The organism is Enterovirga sp. (assembly GCF_035325185.1).
GTDB lineage: Bacteria > Pseudomonadota > Alphaproteobacteria > Rhizobiales > Beijerinckiaceae > Enterovirga.
In genome coordinates this window covers 21,858-41,223 of sequence record NZ_DAOLAJ010000017.1, presented here as the reverse complement: position 1 = coordinate 41,223, position 19,366 = coordinate 21,858, and the positions used below count along the sequence as shown (strand labels likewise).

23 protein-coding genes are annotated in these 19,366 nt (G+C 69.3%); 7 read left to right on the top strand and 16 right to left on the bottom strand.

The features are described from left to right. The 5 genes from glyS to PKD06_RS05535 form a co-directional block, all read right to left on the bottom strand. A partial coding sequence (gene glyS, locus PKD06_RS05555) for a glycine--tRNA ligase subunit beta (protein WP_324378415.1) occupies window positions 1–1,828 on the bottom strand: 1,828 nt, incomplete at its 3' end. Window positions 1,829–1,920: 92 nt separating this feature from the next. Beyond that, window positions 1,921–2,340 (bottom strand): hypothetical protein, encoded by a 420-nt coding sequence (locus PKD06_RS05550; protein WP_324378413.1) that lies wholly within the window; start codon window positions 2,338–2,340, stop codon window positions 1,921–1,923. Next, a complete protein-coding gene (locus tag PKD06_RS05545; protein WP_324378411.1) occupies window positions 2,337–3,278 on the bottom strand; it encodes a glycine--tRNA ligase subunit alpha in 942 nt (313 codons plus the stop codon). Before PKD06_RS05545 ends, PKD06_RS05550 begins: the two co-directional genes overlap by 4 nt. A gap of 31 nt (window positions 3,279–3,309) precedes the next feature. Beyond that, entirely contained in the window at window positions 3,310–4,122 is an 813-nt protein-coding gene (locus PKD06_RS05540; protein WP_324378409.1) for a methyltransferase, read from the bottom strand. Further along, window positions 4,115–4,339, bottom strand: a complete 225-nt coding sequence (locus tag PKD06_RS05535) for a DUF2007 domain-containing protein (protein ID WP_324378407.1) — start codon at window positions 4,337–4,339, stop codon at window positions 4,115–4,117. The genes PKD06_RS05540 and PKD06_RS05535 overlap by 8 nt, the downstream gene beginning before the upstream one ends. A gap of 102 nt (window positions 4,340–4,441) precedes the next feature. Between PKD06_RS05535 and PKD06_RS05530 the strand changes: the two genes are divergently transcribed. Beyond that, entirely contained in the window at window positions 4,442–5,458 is a 1,017-nt protein-coding gene (locus tag PKD06_RS05530; protein WP_324378405.1) for a polyprenyl synthetase family protein, read from the top strand. Between the two features lie 56 nt (window positions 5,459–5,514). Here PKD06_RS05530 and PKD06_RS05525 read toward each other — a convergent pair whose 3' ends face one another. The 4 genes from PKD06_RS05525 to PKD06_RS05510 form a co-directional block, all read right to left on the bottom strand. After that, a complete protein-coding gene (locus PKD06_RS05525) occupies window positions 5,515–6,759 on the bottom strand; it encodes a L,D-transpeptidase family protein (RefSeq protein ID WP_324378403.1) in 1,245 nt (414 codons plus the stop codon). A 218-nt stretch (window positions 6,760–6,977) separates the two neighbouring features. Beyond that, complete coding sequence (locus PKD06_RS05520) at window positions 6,978–7,487, bottom strand: winged helix DNA-binding protein (RefSeq protein WP_324378401.1); 510 nt, start codon at window positions 7,485–7,487, stop codon at window positions 6,978–6,980. Window positions 7,488–7,692: 205 nt separating this feature from the next. Further along, the gene (locus PKD06_RS05515; protein WP_324378399.1) at window positions 7,693–8,145 is read right to left on the bottom strand and encodes a DUF6163 family protein; all 453 of its coding nucleotides are present in this window, start codon (window positions 8,143–8,145) and stop codon (window positions 7,693–7,695) included. After that, the gene (locus PKD06_RS05510) at window positions 8,142–9,215 is read right to left on the bottom strand and encodes an enoyl-CoA hydratase/isomerase family protein (RefSeq protein WP_324378397.1); all 1,074 of its coding nucleotides are present in this window, start codon (window positions 9,213–9,215) and stop codon (window positions 8,142–8,144) included. Before PKD06_RS05510 ends, PKD06_RS05515 begins: the two co-directional genes overlap by 4 nt. A 157-nt stretch (window positions 9,216–9,372) precedes the next feature. Between PKD06_RS05510 and hemB the strand changes: the two genes are divergently transcribed. Beyond that, entirely contained in the window at window positions 9,373–10,440 is a 1,068-nt protein-coding gene (gene hemB / locus PKD06_RS05505) for a porphobilinogen synthase (RefSeq protein ID WP_324378395.1), read from the top strand. A 176-nt stretch (window positions 10,441–10,616) separates the two neighbouring features. Here the strand turns inward: hemB and era are convergent, their stop codons facing one another. From era to PKD06_RS05475, 6 genes are read right to left on the bottom strand one after another with little or no spacing between them, the layout of a single operon-like run. Continuing rightward, the gene (gene era / locus PKD06_RS05500; RefSeq protein ID WP_324378393.1) at window positions 10,617–11,531 is read right to left on the bottom strand and encodes a GTPase Era; all 915 of its coding nucleotides are present in this window, start codon (window positions 11,529–11,531) and stop codon (window positions 10,617–10,619) included. Then, window positions 11,524–12,234: a ribonuclease III gene (gene rnc, locus PKD06_RS05495; RefSeq protein WP_324378391.1), complete on the bottom strand. Its 711-nt coding sequence runs from the start codon at window positions 12,232–12,234 to the stop codon at window positions 11,524–11,526. The genes era and rnc overlap by 8 nt, the downstream gene beginning before the upstream one ends. 5 nt (window positions 12,235–12,239) lie before the next feature. Next, window positions 12,240–13,010 carry a signal peptidase I gene (lepB, locus tag PKD06_RS05490; protein ID WP_324378390.1) on the bottom strand — a complete coding sequence of 257 codons (771 nt, stop codon included), beginning with the start codon at window positions 13,008–13,010 and terminating at the stop codon, window positions 12,240–12,242. A 47-nt stretch (window positions 13,011–13,057) separates the two neighbouring features. Continuing rightward, on the bottom strand, window positions 13,058–13,522 hold the full coding sequence (gene acpS, locus PKD06_RS05485) for a holo-ACP synthase (RefSeq protein ID WP_324378388.1): 465 nt from the start codon (window positions 13,520–13,522) through the stop codon (window positions 13,058–13,060). Window positions 13,523–13,528: 6 nt separating this feature from the next. Further along, window positions 13,529–14,287 (bottom strand): pyridoxine 5'-phosphate synthase, encoded by a 759-nt coding sequence (locus PKD06_RS05480; protein WP_324378386.1) that lies wholly within the window; start codon window positions 14,285–14,287, stop codon window positions 13,529–13,531. A gap of 42 nt (window positions 14,288–14,329) precedes the next feature. Next, window positions 14,330–14,524, bottom strand: a complete 195-nt coding sequence (locus PKD06_RS05475) for a hypothetical protein (protein ID WP_324378384.1) — start codon at window positions 14,522–14,524, stop codon at window positions 14,330–14,332. Window positions 14,525–14,843: 319 nt separating this feature from the next. On the opposite strand from PKD06_RS05475, the gene rpsF reads away from it, so the two are divergent. The 4 genes from rpsF to rplI all read left to right on the top strand — a co-directional run bounded on the left by rpsF (window position 14,844) and on the right by rplI (window position 17,208). After that, window positions 14,844–15,260, top strand: a complete 417-nt coding sequence (gene rpsF, locus PKD06_RS05470; RefSeq protein WP_324378382.1) for a 30S ribosomal protein S6 — start codon at window positions 14,844–14,846, stop codon at window positions 15,258–15,260. Between the two features lie 2 nt (window positions 15,261–15,262). Next, complete coding sequence (gene rpsR, locus PKD06_RS05465; protein WP_324378380.1) at window positions 15,263–15,505, top strand: 30S ribosomal protein S18; 243 nt, start codon at window positions 15,263–15,265, stop codon at window positions 15,503–15,505. Between the two features lie 135 nt (window positions 15,506–15,640). Next, entirely contained in the window at window positions 15,641–16,621 is a 981-nt protein-coding gene (locus tag PKD06_RS05460; protein WP_324378378.1) for a DUF2232 domain-containing protein, read from the top strand. A gap of 23 nt (window positions 16,622–16,644) precedes the next feature. Beyond that, on the top strand, window positions 16,645–17,208 hold the full coding sequence (rplI, locus tag PKD06_RS05455) for a 50S ribosomal protein L9 (RefSeq protein WP_324378376.1): 564 nt from the start codon (window positions 16,645–16,647) through the stop codon (window positions 17,206–17,208). Window positions 17,209–17,383: 175 nt separating this feature from the next. On the opposite strand, the gene PKD06_RS05450 is transcribed toward rplI, so the two are convergent. Further along, entirely contained in the window at window positions 17,384–17,635 is a 252-nt protein-coding gene (locus PKD06_RS05450; protein WP_324378374.1) for a hypothetical protein, read from the bottom strand. A gap of 234 nt (window positions 17,636–17,869) precedes the next feature. Here PKD06_RS05450 and PKD06_RS05445 point away from each other — a divergent pair, with 234 nt between their 5' ends. Further along, window positions 17,870–19,357, top strand: a complete 1,488-nt coding sequence (locus PKD06_RS05445; RefSeq protein WP_324378372.1) for a replicative DNA helicase — start codon at window positions 17,870–17,872, stop codon at window positions 19,355–19,357. The last annotated feature ends 9 nt before the right edge of the window (window positions 19,358–19,366 follow it).

Genomic DNA, 19,366 nt, shown 5'->3' with positions numbered 1-19,366 from the left:
CAGGCCCGGGGACCGGGTGGGAAGGCTCGACGCCTTCTCCCGGCGTCCCGGAGGCGGAGGCGTTCCCCCCCTCCCGGGCGGCGCTGCGCGCCTGCTCGGCCTCCCCCACAAGGGGGGAGGGGTGGGCGGAGCCCGCCGCGAGCACGGCGTCGATCAGGTCGTAGCGGGCGCCGCGCTCGCGCAGATGCACCTTCAGGCGGTCGTGGAAGAAGGTGAGGAGATCGTCGCGAATCCCGGCAGCCCCATCCTGGCCCGACTGCTCGAAATTCTCGCGCAATTGCCCGGAAATCATTCCTCCGAGACCCAGGCGGACGTCGTTCTCCAGCACCAACCGAATCACCCCGAGAGCCGCGCGGCGCAGGGCGTAGGGGTCCTTGCTGCCGGTCGGCTTCTCGTCGATGGCCCAGAAGCCGACGAGCGTGTCGAGCTTGTCGGCCAAGGCCACCGCGAGGGTGACAGGCGCGCTCGGGATGCGGTCGGAGGGGCCGGCCGGGCGATAATGATCCTCGATCGCCGCCGCAACGGCCGGCGCCTCGCCCTGGGCCGCCGCATAATAGCGGCCCATCAGGCCCTGAAGCTCCGGGAACTCGCCGACCATCTCGGTGACGAGATCGGCCTTGGCGAGGCGCGCCGCGCGCTCGGCCTCGGCGATTTCCGCACCCACGACCGGCGCGAGTGCACGGGCCAGGGCCGCGATGCGCTCGACGCGCTCGTATTGCGTGCCGAGCTTCTCGTGGAAGACAATGGATTTCAGCTTGGGCAGCCGGTCCTCGAGCCTCGCCTTCCGGTCGGTCTCCCAGAAGAACTTCGCATCCGACAGCCGCGCGCGCACGACACGCTCGTTGCCCGCCACGATCGCCTTGCCGCCATCGCTCGCCTCGATATTCGCGACCAGGATGAAGCGGTTGGCCAGTTCCGCCCTCCCCTCGCCGCTGGAGGGCAGAGCCCGGCGCAGGACGAAGCATTTCTGGTTGGCGCGGATGGTCGCGCGGATGACCTCGGGCGGGATGTCGAGAAAACCCTCCTCGAAGCCGCCCATCAGGCAGACCGGCCATTCGACAAGGCCCGCCACCTCCTCCAGCAGCCCCTCGTCCTCGACCACCTCGAAGCCCTGCGCGAAGGCGAGGTCGCGCGCATCGTGCCGGATGATCTCGCGGCGGCGGCCGGCATCCAGCACCACCTTCGCCGCGTGAAGCTTCGCCACGTAGTCGTCGTAGCGCCGCGCCCGGATCGTGGCCGGCGCCATGAAGCGATGCCCGCGCGTCGCGTCGCCCGAGACGAGGCCGTCGATCAGGAGCGGCACGATCTCCGCCGTCTCGAGATCGGAGCCGAAGGCGCAGAGCACCGATTGCAGCGGCCGCACCCAGCGCAGCGAGCCGGGCTCGGCCGAAGCCGCGCCCCAGCGCATGGATTTCGGCCAGGGAAAGTTGCGGATGATGCCCGGCAGCAGTTCCGAGAGGACCTGGGGCGTCGGCCGGCCCGGCCGCTCGATCGTGGCGAGGTAATAATCGCCCTTCTTCGCGTCCTCGACGATGCGAATCTGGTCGTCGGAGGTGACGCCCGCGCTCTTGCGGAAGCCGGCGACCGCCGCCTCCGGCGCGCCGACGCGCGGGCCCCGCTTTTCCTCGCGCACGTCCTTGGCCTTGGCGGGGAGCCCCGCGACATGCAGCATGAGGCGCCGCGGCGTCGCATGGGCGACCGCGCCCTCGTAGAGAAGGCCCTGCGCCACCAGCGAATCGGTGACGAGCTTCCTCAGATCCTCGGCCGCCCGGCCCTGCATGCGGGCGGGAATTTCTTCCGAGAGGAGTTCGAGCAGAAGGTCCGGCATGGAACCGCGATCAGCCTCACCGAAAAGGGGAACAGGGCCCGCTTAGCCCCCGGCCTCCGCCGTGTCGAGCGGGGCCGGACGGACGAAGGCCTTCAGCCCCGGCTCGCCGAGATCTCGATCTCGCGCACGAGATCGAGCTTGCCGTCGGCCGAGACGTCGCAGGAGAGGCGGATCGAGGCGCGGCGCGAGCCGTGCGCGAGGTCGAGCAGGCGGAAGAAGCGCTCCGCCGAGAGGAAGATGTCGAAGCGGTGCGCGCCGGCATCGGAGACGCCGAAATAATCGCCGTGGACCGCCTCGAAGCGGGCGGGCCAGTTCTTGGCCCGCATCTTGAGCTGGGCCGGGGTCGACCCCCAGAAGGTGAGGTCGACATTCCCCAGGTCCTCGCCCGTCTCCAGGATCTCGGCCGTTCCCACGATCCTGGCGACGCCGGTATCGGTCGTCGCGCTGCCCACGATGTCGTAGGAGACGCGCATCAGGGCGATGCGGATGTTGCGGCGCGCCCGCGGGGTCATGCGGCTTCCTGCGCGGGCGGGCTTCCGCCCGCCGTCCGCAGCCAGGCCGCGCCGCAGGCTTTGGCGAGGTCGCGCACGCGGCCGATATAGCTCTGCCGCTCCGTCACCGAGATGACGCCGCGCGCATCGAGCAGGTTGAAGACGTGGCTCGCCTTGATGCACTGGTCATAGGCCGGCAGCGCCATGAGGTGGCGCTCGCCCGCCTCCCCCGCCGCGAGATAGGACCGGCAGGCCGCCTCCGCGTCGCGGAAATGCCGGAACAGCATCTCGGTATCGGCATGCTCGAAATTATGCCGCGAATATTCCTGCTCGGCCTGGAGGAAGACGTCGCCGTAGGTGACGCGCTCGGCCCCGTCGAGGCCGTTGAAGTTCAGGTCGTAGATGCTGTCCACGCCTTGCAGATACATGGCGAGGCGCTCGAGGCCGTAGGTCAGTTCGCCCGAGACCGGCGCGCATTCGAAACCCGCCACCTGCTGGAAATAGGTGAACTGGCTGACCTCCATCCCGTCGCACCAGCATTCCCAGCCGAGCCCCCAGGCGCCGAGCGTCGGGCTCTCCCAGTCGTCCTCGACGAAGCGGATGTCGTGCAGGCTCGAATCGATGCCGATGGCGGCGAGCGAGGCGAGATAGAGCTCCTGCAAGTCCGGCGGGTTCGGCTTCAGGATCACCTGGTACTGGTAATAGTGCTGGAGGCGGTTCGGGTTCTCGCCGTAGCGCCCGTCCTTCGGCCGCCGCGAGGGCTGGACATAGGCTGCGCGCCAGGGCCGCGGGCCGAGGGCGCGCAAAGTCGTCGCGGGATGGAAGGTCCCGGCCCCCACCTCCATGTCGTAGGGTTGGAGGATCACGCAGCCCTGCTCAGCCCAAAATTGCTGAAGGGTCAGGATGAGGCCCTGGAAGGAGCGCTGGGGCGAGAGCGGCGATCCGGGATCGTGCGTCATGGCCGCTTCCTGAAGAGCGCCCCGAAGGCTGTCAAGGACGAGGCCGGCGGCGCCGGGCGGTGGCATCGCCGGACGGGCCGGCCTCGACCGGATTCGCGTGCAGGGCCGCCGCTTCCGGCGTGAAGCGCCCATCCGGCCCGTGCAGCACCAGGGGCGGGCGAATCGCGAGAGGGCCGCGCCCGCCCTTGCGCGCCGACAGCACGATGCGGGAAGCATCGGCATCGGCGCGCGGGAGAACCGGCCGCAGGATGATCGTGCCGAAGGCCGGCGGAAGCGCACCGAGACAGGCGGCCAGGGCGTCGGCGCGGTGGATCATGACGAGCCGGCCTCCCGGCCTCAGGAGGCGCGCCGCCGCCGCGATCCATTCGCGCAACCCGCCCCCCGCCATCATATGCGCGGCGCGGCGCCCCGGATCGGGCGAGGGCCGCGCGCGCGGATCATCGAAGAAGGGCGGATTGGTCACGACGAGACCGGCCTGCCCTAGCGGCAGCAGGGCTTCCGGCCACGTCTCGCGCCAGCGGGCGGCCGGGTCGAAGGCGTCGATCTCGGCCACCCCCGCCCGGTCCGTGAATCCGTTGAGGGCGACGTTCTCGCGGGCGAGCGCGGCGAGCGACGAATCGCGCTCGGCCAGCACCACCCGCGCATCGGGCAGGCTCGCGGCCAGAATCAGCCCGATCGCGCCGCTCGCGCTGCCGAGATCGACGATGCCCTCCCCGCCCTCCGGCCCGGCGAGGGCGGCGGCAAGGACCGCGTCGGTCCCCGCCCGGTGGCCCGCCATGGGCTGGAGAAGGCGGACCTTCCCCCCCAGCAGCGTGTCCTCGCTGATCCCTTCCCGCTCAACCATCGCGCAGCTCGGCCGCGAAGCCCGCCTCGACCAGGAGCCGCCGCGCCCGCGCCGCCCAGTCCTCGGGAACGAGGAGACGGCGGGGAAAGGCGCCGATTCCTCCCTCGAGCGCGCTCATCTGGCCGTCCGCGAGCAGGACGGGAATGCGCTCGCTCTCCAGGAGCGTGCGCACCACGTCGAGCAAAACGATGTCGCTGGTGCGGATCAGCTCGCGCATGGGGGCTCTGTCTCGTCTTCCGGCAAGCGGCCCGTTGCAGGGGGGCGCGTTTGCATGCGATGCATCATCGGACCGGGCGGTCGTCCCGGCAACGGAGTGCGTATGGGCGTCGTCCTGCCGTTCGAAGAGAAGGAATCCCAGGCCGCGCGGATCGACGACCTGATCCGGCTGGTCCGGGACGACATGGAGCGGGTGAACCGGCTCATCCTGTCCCGCACGGGCTCGCGGGTCACGATGATCCCCGAAGTGGCCAACCACCTGATCTCGTCGGGCGGCAAGAGGCTGCGCCCGATGCTGACGCTCGCGACGGCCTCGATGTCCGGATATGCCGGCGAGGGCCATGTGGGCCTCGCGGCGGCGGTCGAGTTCATGCACACGGCGACGCTCCTCCACGACGACGTCGTGGACGCCTCGACCATGCGGCGCGGCAAGATCGCCGCCCGGATGATGTGGGGCAACGAGGCCAGCGTCCTCGTCGGCGACTTCCTGCTGGGCCAGGCTTTCAAGATGATGGTCGAGACCGGCTCCATGCCCGCCCTCGCCATCCTCTCCACGGCCGCGACCGTGATCGCCGAGGGCGAGGTGCTCCAGCTCTCGGCCGCCAAGAACGTCGAGACCAACGAAGACGAATACATGGCCGTGATCCGCGGCAAGACGGCGGAGCTTTTCGCCGCCGCCTGCGAGGTCGGGCCGGTGATCGCGGAGCGGCCCAAGGCCGAGCAGGCCGCCTGCCGCTCCTACGGCATGAATCTCGGCATCGCCTTTCAGCTCGTGGACGACGCGCTCGATTACGGCGGCACGGCCGCCGCGCTCGGCAAGAATGTCGGCGACGATTTCCGGGAAGGCAAGATCACGCTGCCGATCGTGCTGGCCTTCCGGCGCGGCGACGAGGAGGAGCGCGCCTTCTGGCGCCGCTCGCTGGAGAAGGGCGAGATCGGCGAGGGCGACGTCGAGCGTGCCATCTCGATTCTGCGCCGCCACAGGGCCATCGACGACACGATCGAGCGGGCCCGCCACTACGGCAAGATCGCCTGCGACGCGCTCGCGCTCTTCCCGAACGGGGCCCACAAGCACGCGCTTCTCGACGCCGTGGAATTCTGCGTCTCGCGCGCGCATTGAGGGACGGCCCTGGAACCTCTCCCCGCAAGCGGGGAGAAGGGGGAGCGGCCCCGGGCTCAGTTCATGAGGGCTTCGTTCTCCGGCTCGACCTGCTGGCGGGCGGCCACGGGCACGCGGCCGAGGCCGTCCTTGTTGTAGATGTCGTCGCGGAACTGGACGAGGCCGTCCGGCTGGGCCCAGGCGGTGATGTAGGTCCAGTAGACGGGAACGGGCTGGGCGAGCGGCGCATCGGTGCGCGAGCCGGCCGCGAAGACCTCCTCGATCCGGTTGCGGTCCCAGCCCGGCGTCTCCCGGAGCAGCCAGGTGATGTAGTCGCGCACGTTCTGAACGCGCACGCAGCCCGAGGAGACGAAGCGGAAATCGTCCCCGAAAATGCCCTTGGAGGGCGTGTCGTGCATATAGACGCCGTGCGGGTTCGGGATGTTGATCCGCACGAAGCCCATCGAGTTCGTGTCCCCGCCCGGATCCTGGCGGAACATGTACTGGGTGGCCTCGTCGGAATTCCAGTTGACGGCCTCCGGTCTGATCTCCTGGCCGGATTTCGTGAAGATGCGGATCTTGTTGTCCGTGAGGTAGCTCGGCTCCTTTCTCATCTTCGGAATGAGGTCCTTCTTGATGATCGAGGCCGGCACGGTCCAGTACGGGTTGAAATTGATGGCGACGACCTTGGCGTTCATGATCGGCGATTGCCGGTCGATCTTGCCGACGCCCGCCGCATGGCGCGTGACCACCTGCCCGCCCTCGACGGTCTCGACCAGGGCCGCGGGGATGTTCACGATCACGTAGCGGTGGCCGAGATTGCCGGAATAGGAACGCAGCCGCACCACGTTCAGCTCGAGCTGCCTGAGGCGCGTCTCGGCCGGGACGTTCATGGCCGCGAGGGTGGCACCGTTGAGCACGCCCGTCGCGCCGAGCCCGTGGCGCGACTGGAAGCGCCGCACGCCCGCTTCGACATAGGAATCGTAGATGGGCGAGGAGCCGACACTCGGGTCGAGATCACCCTCGACGATCAGGCGCTGCCGCAGGGCCTGGACGGCCGGATGGCGCGTGCCGACCCGCATCTGCGGGGCCTGGAGATCGGCCCAGCCGCCGCGGGCGACGATGTCGCGATAGCGGGCGACGGCCTCCTCGGTCCCCTGGAGCGCCTGCGGCGACAGGACCGGCGTGAGGGAGCGCGGGATTCGCACCCGCGCGGAGCCATCGTAGTTCTGCGCCCATTCGGCCTGCTGCGCGAAGGCGGGGCCCGAGGCGGCGAAGGCGGTCGCGGCGGTGCAGAGGAGGGCGCGACGGGAAATGATCATCGGGATCGCTGGTCTCGTTCGGTCGTCGTGTCGGCCTCGCGGCCCGGAGGGGGACGGTGGCGCGACTTCGTTAACGCAACCTCACCAGCCCGGCCGAAGTTTGACATGCGCCCACAGACGAGGCCGTGCTGCGCCGCACGAGCGGATTTGGCCGCCACCGATGCCTTCGCGCCACACCTGCGCGGTCCCCTCCCCACCGAAATCGAGCGCTTCTCCCCTCAGAGCTTGTACTTGATCTGGTCCGTCCAGAAGCGCTCCAGGCGCATGAGCGATTGGTTGAGGCGCGTGAAGTCGTCCTGCGACAGGCCGCCGACCGGCTCGATCGTGCGGGCATGCTTGTCGTAGAGCGCGGAGACGATGTCGTGCACCTCCTTGCCCTTCGCGGTCAGGCTGATGCGGACGGAGCGCCGGTCGATCCGCGAGCGGGCATGGTGGAGATAGCCTTCCTCGACGAGCTTCTTGACGTTGTAGGAGACGTTCGAGCCCAGGTAATAGCCGCGGGTGCGCAATTCGCTCGCGGTCAGCTCCTTGTCGCCGATATTGTAGAGCAGCAGCGCCTGCACGCCGTTGACGTCGTTCCGGCCGTGGCGGTCGAACTCGTCCTTGACGACGTCGAGCAGCCGACGGTGGAGCCGCTCCACCAGATGCAGCGCCTCGAGATAGGTCGCGCGGGCGGCGGGCTGGGCGGCTTCCGGGGCGAAATCCTGCTTCCTGGCGGCGTTGCTCATGTGATGCCTCATTCTTCTGGTGCGATCCCGGGCCGGCCGGTTCGCTTATGGGGCTAATTTATGGCCCGCGAATGAAGACCACTTTAAGTAACAGGATGAATCCCGGCTTTACCTCTTGGCGTAAATAGATGCTGAATTCGCATCAAACCCGGCTCGCCCAGGAGAGAAGAGCCCCTAGCCGCAATGCATCACCGCGGCAGGAGAGTCATTCTTCGACAGAAGCGAGCCAGGATATCGTCAGATACAACATGATGGCGAAAATAAACAACGCAATGAGCAACGCGCTGTTCTGCACGAAGCGCGGAAAGAAGACCGCCAGGATCAGATGGCTCATCACGGCGAGGAGCCAGAGCACCCCGCCCCAGGTCGAGGTGAGCCACAGGCCGACCGCCGCCACGAGGTCGATGACGGCGAAATAGACGAGCCCCGCCTGATAGCCCGTGGCCCCCCCCTCGAAAGGGGCGAGACCGCTCCAGAGGCCCAGGATCACCATCCATGCCGCGAGGCCCTTCAGCAGCCACGCGATCGAGAGGCCGCGCATGAACCAGACGAGGACAGTGTTCCAACGCAACTCCTCCCCGTCCGGCGCGTGCTCGACCAGGATATCGTCCCGCCGCTCGGGAGGGGGCGAGGCGTTTCGGCGAAAGAGGCGGTTCACGGCGCATCGTCCAGTTCGCGGCCGGGCCGCGGCGCGAAATGAGCCGCGGCGAAGCCGGGCGGAAGCTCCGCGAAGCTCTGCGGGCGCCAGCGCGGCGCGCCGTCCTTCTCGACGATCGCGGCGCGCACTCCCTCGTAGAAATCGTGCTCCTCGGCGAGGCGCGTGACGATGCGGAACTCGGTCGCCATCGCTTCCTCGAAGCTCATGGCGCCGCCGCGGCGCATCTGCTCGTGCACGATGGCGAGGCTGGAAGGCGACTTCGTGCGCATCGTCGCGGCCGTCCTCGCGGCGAAATCCGATCCGGACGTCGCCGCCGCGTCGAGGCGCGCGAGGATGTCCGGGACGGAGGCGGCGGAGAAGCATGAGTCGATCAGGCCGCGTTCGGCCAGGATCGAGCCTGGGGCGACGGGCCGGGGGGCCCGGCCGCCGGACCGGGCGGCGCGGGCCAGGGCCTCCTCGACCCCCTCCCCCGCCACCAGCGCCTCCCGCAGGGCCGGGAAATCGCGCGAGGCGACGCGATGGGTCGCAAGGCCCAGCGCCACCGCCTCGTCGGGCCCGACGCTCGCCCCGGTGAAGGCGAGATAGGCGCCGATGCGCCCGGGCAGGCGGGGCAGCGCATAGGTCGCCCCGACATCCGGCACGAAGCCGATCCCGACCTCGGGCATCGCGAAGAGATAGCGGTCCCCCGCGACCCGGTGGCTGCCGTGGAGCGAGATCCCCACCCCTCCCCCCATCACCATCCCGTCGATGAGAGAGATATAGGGCTTCGCATAACGCTTGATGCGGATGTTGAGGCGGAACTCCTCGCGCCAGAAGGCCAGGGCGGGAGCGAGGTTCCCCGAGCGCCCGGCTTCGTAGAGCGCGCGGATATCGCCGCCGGCGCAGAAGGCGCGCTCCCCCGTGCCCTCGACGAGGACGCGCGTGACCGCGGGATCGCGCTCCCATTCGTCGAGGGCCGGGGCCAGGATCCGCACCATGCCCAGGGTCAAGGCGTTGAGAGCCTTCGGGCGGTTCAGCAGCACGGTGCCGGCCGGGCCCCGCCGCTCGCACAGGATTTCCGGCTCGCTCATGACGGGGCGGAGTTAGACGGCGGGCACAGGCCGGTCAAATGGACCGAAGGCCAAGTCTCGGAAGGCTTGCCGCCAAGCCTGCGACAATGCTTCTTTTTTGGCTTCTTTTTTGGACGCGTTCGAATGTGGTAGGTCCCCTTTCAGACAAGGAGGCCACATGTCCGCCAGGATCGCGCCGTTTTCGCGGCCCGCCGCCCGTGAAATCGCCAGGGAGGCGGCGGGAACCGCCTCGTCCGCGCTCGCCCTTCGCCACCGGCCGCGCCGCAACCGCAAGAGCGAGTGGGCGCGCCGCCTCGTGCGCGAGCACGTCCTGACGGCCGACGACCTGATCTGGCCGCTCTTCGTCATCGAGGGCGAGGGACGCCACGACCCCATCCGGGCGATGCCGGGCGTCGAGCGTCTCGGCATCGACGAAATCGTGCGCGCGGCCGAGCGGGCCGCCGCGCTGCGCATCCCCGCGCTCGGGCTCTTTCCCTATACCGACCCGGCGCTCCGCGACGCGCGCGGCTCCGAGGCGCTGAACGCGCAGAACCTCGTCTGCCGCGCCGTGCGGGCCGTGAAGGCCGCCGTCCCGCAGATCGGCATCATCACCGACGTCGCGCTCGACCCCTATACCGATCACGGCCATGACGGCCTCGTGCACGAGGACGGGCGCATCCTCAACGACGAGACGGTGGCGGTTCTGGTCCGGCAGGCGCTCGTCCAGGCGGAGGCGGGCGCGGACGTCATCGCGCCTTCCGACATGATGGACGGGCGCGTCGGCGCCATTCGCGAGGGGCTCGACGCGGCGGGCTTCCACGACGTGCAGATCATGGCCTATTCGGCCAAATACGCCTCGGCCTTCTACGGCCCCTTCCGCGACGCCCTCGGCACGAAGCTGAGCGGCGACAAGCGCACCTACCAGATGGACCCGGCCAACGACGCCGAGGCCCTGCGCGAGGTCGCGGCCGATCTCGACGAGGGCGCCGACATGGTGATGGTAAAGCCGGGCCTGCCCTATCTCGACGTGATCCGCCGGGTGAAGGACGCCTTCGAGGTCCCGACCTTCGCCTACCAGGTGTCGGGCGAATACGCGATGATCCAGGCGGCGGCGCAGAACGGCTGGATCGACGGCGAGCGCGCCATGCTGGAGAGCCTCACCGCCTTCAAGCGCGCCGGCGCCGACGGGGTCCTCACCTATTTCGCCCCCCGCGTGGCAGAGAAGCTGAAAGAGATGTGGGGCTGAGGCCGGGCCCTCTCCCCTCCTGCACGTCATGGCCGGCCTTGTGCCGGCCATCCACGAGCACGGCTGCCGCCTGCGAGCCCGTTCACCGCAGTGTAGGCGGAAAGGCGTGGATGGCCGGCACAAGGCCGGCCATGACGCGCAGGCGAGCAAGCTAGGCCGGTCTACCGGATCTCGTATTATGAAGAGGGAAATTCCAGCCCCATCTCGCGGTAGCGGGCGGGATCGTCGCTCCAGTTCTCGCGCACCTTCACGAACAGGAAGAGGTGGACGTTCGTCTCGGCGATCTCGGCGATCTCGCGCCGCGCCGCCTGGCCGATCGCCTTGATCGTCCGCCCGCCCTCGCCGAGCACGATCTTCCGCTGGCTGTCGCGCTCGACGAAGATCGTCTGCTCGATCCGCACCGACCCGTCCGGGCGCTGCTGCCAGGAATCGGTCTCGACCGTCGAGCGGTAGGGCAGTTCCTCGTGGAGGCGCTCGTAGATCTTCTCGCGGGTGATCTCCGCGGCGAGCGCCCGCAGCGGCGCGTCCGAGACCTGGTCCTCGGGATAGAGCCATGGGCCCGGTGGCATGCGCGCGGCGAGATCGCGCCGCAGCGCATCGACCCCGTCCCCGGTGAGGGCGGAGATCATGAAGGTCCGCTCGAAGGCGGCGCGCTCGTTCAGCGCCGCGGTGAGGGCGAGGAGCTTCGAGCGCTCGATCAGGTCGATCTTGTTGAGGACCAGCATGCGCGGGCGGCGAACCTCCGGCAGCCTGGCGAGGATCGCGTCGGTCTCCTCGTCGAGGCCGCGGCGCGAATCGACGAGCAGGCAGACGATGTCCGCATCCCCCGCCCCGCCCCAGGCCGAGGTCACCATGGCGCGGTCGAGCCGACGCCTCGGGCGGAAGATGCCCGGCGTGTCGACGAAGACGATTTGCGCCGCTCCCTCGATGGCGATGCCGCGGATCTGGCTGCGCGTCGTCTGCACCTTGCGCGAGACGATCGAGACCTTGGTGCCGACGAGCTGGTTGATCAGCGTCGACTTGCCGGCATTCGGCGCGCCGATCAGCGCGACGAAGCCGCAGCTCCGGCCGGAAGCTTCCGTCTCAGCCATCGGCACGCTCCTCGCCTGAGGGGGCGGCGACGACGCCCTCGCGGATCAGGAGCGCCTGCGCGGCCTCCTGCTCGGCGGCGCGCCGGGAAGCGCCCGCGCCGACGGCGTCGTCATAGCCCGGCAGCCGGGCCGCGATGCGGAAGGTCGGCGCATGGTCCGGCCCCTCCCTGCCGACGATGGCATAGGTCGGCGGGGAAAGGCCGCGGGCGGCCGCCCATTCCTGAAGCAGCGTCTTGGGATTGGCGGGCACGTCCGCAAGCGCGGCGAGACGGGGGGCGAAGGACCGCTCGACCAGCGCCGAGGCCGCCTCGAAGCCGCCGTCGACAAAGACCGCCCCGATCACCGATTCGCAGGCATCCCCCAGGATCGAGAGGTTGCGACGCATGGCGCCCGTGCTCCCGCCGCCGAGGCGCAGATGGGGGCCGAGATCCCATTCCGCCGCCACCGCCGCGCAGGTCTCCCGCCGCACCAGCTCCGCCAGACGCCGCGAGAGGTCGCCCTCGCTGGCCTCGGGGAAGGAGCGCAGGAGAAGCGCCGCGACCGCGAGGCCGAGCACCCGGTCCCCGAGGAATTCGAGCCGCTGGTAGGTCGGGCCGCCGCCGCTGCGGCTGACATGCGTCAGCGCCTCGGCCAGCAGCTTCCGATCCCGGAAGGCATGGCCCAGCCGGACTTCCAGCGCCGCCGGATCCGCCCCCTTCGCCATGGAGGCTAGCGGATCCTGGTGAAGATGCGGTTCCAGCGCACCGTCCAGGGCCAGTCCCAGACCTTCCAGGCCGACGCCTGGTCGTCGATGGAGAAGAAGATCACCTGCGCCTTGCCGACGAAATTCTCCAACGGAACGTAGCCCACGACCGAGTCGTCGCGCGAATCCGCCGAGCGGTCGCGATTGTCGCCCATCATGAAGAAATGGCCCGGCGGCACGGTGTAGAGATTGGTGTTGTCCCAATAGCCGTTGTCGCCATCGGCCTCGATCACGCGGTGCGTGACGCCGTTGGGCAGGGTCTCCAGGTATTGGGGCACCTTGGTCGGCCGGTTGTAGAGGTCGGTCGTCTCGAAATCCTCGATGCGCTTTCTCTCCACGGCCTTGCCGTTGATATGGAGGATGCCGTTGAGCATCTGGATCTTGTCGCCGGGCAGGCCGATCACGCGCTTGATGAAATCGGTCGAATTGTCCTTCGGCGTCTTGAAGACCGCGATGTCGCCGCGCGCGGGGTCGGCTCCCCAGATGCGCCCCTCGAAGAGAGGCGGGCTCAGGGGAAACGAATACCTCGAATAGCCGTAGGTATATTTCGAGGTGAACAGGTAATCGCCGATCAGAAGGGTCGGAATGAGCGAGCCGGAGGGGATGTTGAAGGGCTGAAACAGGAAGGTGCGGATCACGAGCGCGATCAGCAGGGCCTGGACGATCACCTTGATCGTCTCCCACAGCCCGCCCTCGTCCTTCACCTTGCTCTTGCCGCCCATGTCGGCGCGGGCCATGCGCGAAATCCCCAGGTCCGGCCGAAGGAGCACGGCCGGGGCCGCGTCTAGAACATAGGGACGCCCCCGGCAATGCGGCGGGGCCGCCCGGCCGGGGCTAAACGCCACGAGGCTCGGAGTGGCACCGCCTCGATCACGACGAAAGCCTGGGCGATCGGCGGGTCGTCGGTGAGCGAGACGTGGATGCGGGCCTCGTATCCCTGCGGCGTCATCTCGGCGAGGCGCAGCAGCGCGCCGCCGCCGAGGCGCATGGTCGGCTTCCCTCCGGGCAGGTTCACGACCTCGAGATCCCGCCAGAAGATGCCGAGGCGCATGCCCGTGCCGAGCGCCTTCGAGCACGCCTCCTTGGCGGCGAAGCGGCGGGCATAGGAGGGAGCACGGCTCGCGCGGCGATCGCTCTTCAGCCGCTCGCCCTCCGTGAAGATGCGGTGGGTGAAGCGCTCGCCGAAGCGCTCGAGCGAGCGCTCGATGCGGCGGATGTCGCAGAGATCCGAGCCGATGCCGAGGATCATGGCGCCTCAGCCGCCGATGCGGGAGCGGCCGCGCTCCATCTCGTCACGCATGGCGCGCACCGCCTCCGGCAGGCCGACGAAGATCGCCGTCGCGATCAGGGAATGGCCGATATTCAGCTCGGCCACCTGCGGAATCGCGGCGACGAGCGCGACATTCTCCTCCGTGAGGCCGTGCCCGGCATGGATCTCGAGCCCGAGCGCGGCCCCGTGCTCGGCGGCGCGGTAGAGGCGGGCCGCCTCCCGCGCCAGCCGCTCGGTATCCCCGGCGAAGGACGCCTCGGCATAGGCCCCCGTATGCAGCTCGACCACCGGCGCGCCGAGGGCAAAGGCGATGTCGAGCACCGCCGGCTCCGGCTCGACGAAAAGCGAGACGCGGATGCCGGCGTCACGCAGCTCCTCGATCACCGGCCGCAGCGTCTCCGCGCCGCCGATCACGTCGAGCCCGCCCTCGGTCGTGCGCTCCTCGCGCTTCTCGGGCACGAGGCAGGCCGCGTGGGGACGGATGCGGGTGGCGATCGCGACCATCTCGGCCGTCGCCGCCATCTCGAAATTGAGCGGCGTCAGGATCTGCCGCTTCAGCCGCTCGACATCCTCGTCGCGGATGTGGCGGCGATCCTCGCGCAGATGCGCGGTGATGCTGTCGGCGCCGGCCATGATCGCCTCGTGCGCGGCGCGGCACGGATCGGGGTAGAAGCCGCCGCGCGCGTTGCGCAGGGTCGCCACATGATCGACATTCACGCCGAGGCGCAGATTTGGAGCTGACATCTCTACTCGGACCTTCGCAAGGGACGAGACCGCGCCGGCGGCTCAGCCGTCATTGGCGCTCGACAGATCCTGCGGACGCCGGCCCTCGTCGGCGCGCCCGCCCTGCGAGGCCAGGAGACGGGCCTCGCCCAGCGCCTCGTCGAGCTGGCGCGCGATGATCCGCCCCGCCGGCCCGAGACGTTCGGCCTCCGCGCGCGCCTCGACGAGGAGGCCGATGAGGGTGTCGAGCTTTTTCATGTCCCGAACGTAGCATCATCGCCGCCGGGCGCCAGATCACGCCCGCGCAGGCGAGCCCCGAAAACCGACTTGCGCGGCGGGTCCGGGCGGTCTATGAGCCGCGCTTCGCGTTCGCCTCGGCTGGGGGCTGAACGGACGGCCGGCTGCGCTTCGTCGCCAGCCGGCAGGGCCTCGGCCCGCCGTCCCGTGTCTCCGCCTTCGATCAACCGCTCGGGCCGCAGGGCTCGGAGGGCTTGGCGCCGACGAGAGCGCGCGAGGCGGCCCGACGGTCATCCGACCTGTCGCGCGCCGTCTCGTCCACACGAGGACAGGGCTCGCAATGCCACTTTACGAACACGTATTCCTGGCGCGCCAGGATGTGACCGCGCAGCAGGTCGAAGCGCTGGTCGAGCAATACAAGGGCGTCATCGAGGCGGGCGGCGGCAAGGTCGAGAAGACCGAGATGTGGGGCATCAAGTCCCTCGCCTACCGCATCAAGAAGAACCGCAAGGCGCATTTCACGATGCTCGGCATCACGGCTCCCGCCCCGGCGGTCGCCGAGATGGAGCGCCAGATGCGCATCAACGAGGACGTCCTGCGCTTCATGACCCTCAAGGTCGAGGAGCACGAGGAAGCTCCCTCGGTGATGATGCAGAAGCGCGACCGCGACGAGCGCAAGGATCGCGAGCGTCGCCGCCGCGAAGAGGAAGGTTTCGGCTTCGGCGGCACGCCCGAGGGCCAGGGTGAGGGAGCCTGATCATGTCCATGGCCGGTGGGGGACGTCGCCCCTTCTTCCGTCGTCGCAAGACCTGCCCGTTCTCGGGCCCGAACGCGCCGAAGATCGACTACAAGGACGTGAAGCTGCTCTCGCGCTACGTCTCCGAGCGCGGCAAGATCGTGCCCTCGCGCATCACGGCGGTCTCCGCCAAGAAGCAGCGCGAGCTGTCGCAGGCGATCAAGCGCGCGCGCTTCCTGGGGCTCCTGCCCTACGTGATCCAATAAGGATCACCCGTTCCGGCGCCTTCGGGCGGCCGGCTTGCGGATCTCGCATCGAGAACAGGACCGGGCGGACGAGCCGCCCGGGCCACGCTGGGACAAACCGTCCCTAACCCCGCGCGAGCGGCGGGACAGCGAGCGATGACACTCCACGTTGCCTTGGGAATCGGGGCGGGCCTTGCCGCCGCCCTTCTCTTTGCCGCCGTCGGCGCGCAATCGCTGCCGGCCGTGATGCTGATGTATCTCGCGCCGCTGCCGATCCTGATCGTCTCGCTCGGCTGGCACCATCTCCTGGGCCTGCTCGCGCTCTCCAGCGGCGCCATCGCCGTCTCCCTCGCCCTGTCGCCCTCGGCCGGCCTCGCCTTCGCTCTCGGTCCCGCCCTGTCGGCCTGGCTCCTCGCCTATCTCGCGCTGCTGACGCGGCCGGGCACGGCGTCCAACGACAACGGACTCGGCGACGAGCGCTGGTATCCGCTCGGCCATCTCCTGCTCTGGCTCGGCATGGCGGGGGCGCTGATCGGCCTGTCCTCCCTCGTCGCGGCGACGGGCGGCGATTACGAGCGCTACCGCTCGACCCTGGAACAGGCCGCAGGCAGCCTCGTGCGCCGCGAGGCGGGCGTCGAGCGCGGCGCTCCGCTGCCGCAGGCGCTCGGCGTGCCCGGCGGCGATTTCGTCCAGCTCATGACGGGGCTGGCGCCCGCCCTCCTCGGCAGCATGCTGACGCTGGTCCTCACCATCAACCTCTGGCTCGCCGCCAGGGTGGTCACGATTTCCGGGCGCCTCGCGCGGCCCTGGCCGGACGTCGCGGCGACGCGCATGCCGATGGCGGCCGTCCTCGGCCTCGCCGCCGCCTTCCTGCTGGCCCGGACCGAGGGCTTCGCCGGGGTTGCCGGGGTGGCTCTCGTCGGCGGCCTCACCATGGCCTTCGCCATGCAGGGGCTGGCGGTCGTGCACTGGGCGAGCCGGGGCCGGCCGGGCCGGACCGCGCTCCTGACGATCGCCTACGGCCTCACCTTCCTGATCGGCTATCTCTTCCTGCCGGCCTTCGCGCTGCTCGGCATCGCCGATTCCGTGCTTCCCCTCCGGCGCGGCCTCGGGCCGCGCCCGCCTTCCTCCACCTGAGACACACGAACGGAGTTTTTCCGATGCAAGTCATTCTTCTCGAGCGCGTGGCCAAGCTCGGCCAGATGGGCGAGACCGTCCGGGTCAAGGATGGCTATGCCCGCAACTTCCTGCTGCCGCGCGGCAAGGCGCTCCGGGCCACGGCCGCCAACAAGGAGCGTTTCGAGCACCAGAAGGTCGAGCTGGAAGCGCGCAACCTCGAGCGCCGCTCGGAGGCCGAGAAGGTGGGCGAGAAGCTCGCCGGCAAGAGCTTCATCATCATCCGCCAGGCGGGCGAGACGGGCGTCATGTACGGCTCCGTCTCGACGCGCGACCTCGCCGAGCTCGTGACCGCCGAGGGCTTCAGGGTCGGGCGCGAGCAGTTCGTCCTCAACAAGCCGGTGAAGACGCTCGGCCTGCACACGATCCCGGTCTCGCTCCATCCCGAGGTCGAGGTCGAGGTGACGCTCAACGTGGCGCGCAGCCCCGAGGAGGCCGAGCGCCAGGCGCGCGGCGAGAGCGTCTTCACGCGCGACGAACTCGATCTGGAGGAGCTGGGGCTCGAAGTGGGCGCGGCGCTCGCCGAATCCGCCGGCGAGGAAGAATAGGACGAAATCCGGCAGATCGGCTCGGCCCGCTCTCTCCCGTGCGTCATGGCCGGCCTTGTGCCGGCCATCCACGAGCACGGCGGCCGCCTGCGAGCCGCTTACCGCTTTGCACGCGGAGAGGCGTGGATGGCCGGGACGAGCCCGGCCATGACGCCGTCAGGGCGGGGCACCGGTCTCAGCGCGGGCCGGACAGCCGGCGGGCATTGGCCTGGACCTCGCGCCGGTAGCCCGCCACGATCTTGTCGGCCGTCGCGCCCGACATGAGCGCGACCGTCGCCACCATGGCGGCGTCGATCTTTTCGGAAACCATCAGATAGGCTTCATCCTGGGCGGCCGCCCCGCCGGTGCCCAGCTTGAAGAGGCGGAGGCCGATCACCTCCTGCGCTTCGGTCGCCAAGTGGAGAACATTGAACCAGGTCTCGAACATCCCGCCCTCGCTTCCGCCCGTTTGTTGCACCGCAGCATAATGCCCGGTGATGCCGGCGGAAACAAGGCATTTGTTCGCACCTTGCGTTTGTTCCTGATTTGTTCTAGGACGCCTCGTCCGGCCGAACCGGTGAAATGCTGTGTGTAGCGGGGAGAATGCGGCCCGGCCTCCCCCGCCGGGGCCGAATCGGCGCAAGAGCCTCCTTCCCGACCGCTCATCGAGGATCATCGCTCCATGGCTTCCGCCGTCGCCCTCGCCGATCGCTTCGATGCGGAGGGCCGCGTCTTCCGGGCCGCGCCGAGCAACGTGGATGCCGAGCAGGCCCTCCTCGGGGCGATCCTCGTCAATAACGACGCCTTCTATCGCATCTCGGACTTCCTTCTCGCGGAGCATTTCCACGAGGAGCTGCACCGGCGCGTGTTCGAGGTCGCCTCGAGCCTCATCAAGGCCGGCAAGGTCGCCAATCCCATCACGCTGAAGACCTTTCTCGGCGATGCCGATCTCGGCGGGATCACGCTGCCGCAATACCTCGCCCGCCTCGCGGCCGAGGCCACGACCATCATCAACGCGGAGGATTACGGCCGCACGATCTACGACCTCGCCATCCGCCGCAGCCTGATCACGATCGGCGAGGACGTGGTGAACGTCGCCTACGACGCTCCCGTCGAAAGCTCCCCGCGCGACCAGATCGAGGCGGCCGAGCGCCGGCTCTACGAGCTGGCGGAGACGGGGCGCTACGACGGCGGCTTCCAGGACTTCTCGCGCGCGCTGACCACCGCCATCGACATGGCCGCGGCGGCCTATCAGCGCGACGGCAAGCTCTCCGGCATCTCGACGGGCCTTTCGGATCTCGACCGGATGATGGGCGGGCTGCAATCGTCCGACCTCGTCATCCTGGCCGGGCGGCCGGGCATGGGCAAGACGGCGCTCGCCACCAACATCGCCTTCAACATCGCCAAGGCCTATCGGGGCGAGAAGCAGCCGGACGGCTCGACGAAGACCGCCAATGGCGGCATTGTCGGCTTCTTCTCCCTCGAAATGTCGGCCGAGCAGCTCGCGACCCGCATCATCGCGGAGCAATCGGGCGTACCCTCCTACAAGATCCGGCGCGGCGACATGCGCGAGGACGATTTCTACAAGATCACCGACGCCGCCCGCGAGATGCAGGCGATGCCCTTCTATATCGACCAGACGGGCGGCATCTCGATCGCCCAGCTCGCCGCCCGCGCCCGCCGCCTCAAGCGCCAGCGCGGGCTCGACCTCCTCGTGGTGGACTACATCCAGCTCCTCTCGGGCGCCGCGCGAAAGGGCGACAGCCGAGTGCAGGAGGTGACGGAGATCACGACCGGCCTCAAGGCGCTCGCCAAGGATCTCAACGTGCCGATCGTCGCGCTTTCGCAGCTCTCGCGTCAGGTCGAGGCGCGCGACGACAAGCGCCCGCAGCTCTCGGACCTTCGCGAATCCGGCTCGATCGAGCAGGATGCGGACGTGGTGATGTTCGTGTTCCGCGAGGAATACTACATCAAGAACAAGGAGCCGCGGGCCGGCACCGAGGAGCACCTGAAGTGGCAGACCGAGATGGAGCTGGTCCACGGCAAGGCCGAGGTCATCATCGGCAAGCAGCGCCACGGCCCGACCGGCACCGTCGCGCTCGCCTTCCAGGCCGACGTGACCCGCTTCAGCAACCTCGCGCAGGAAGACAGGCTCCCTGAACCCTATTGAGAGGCCCGG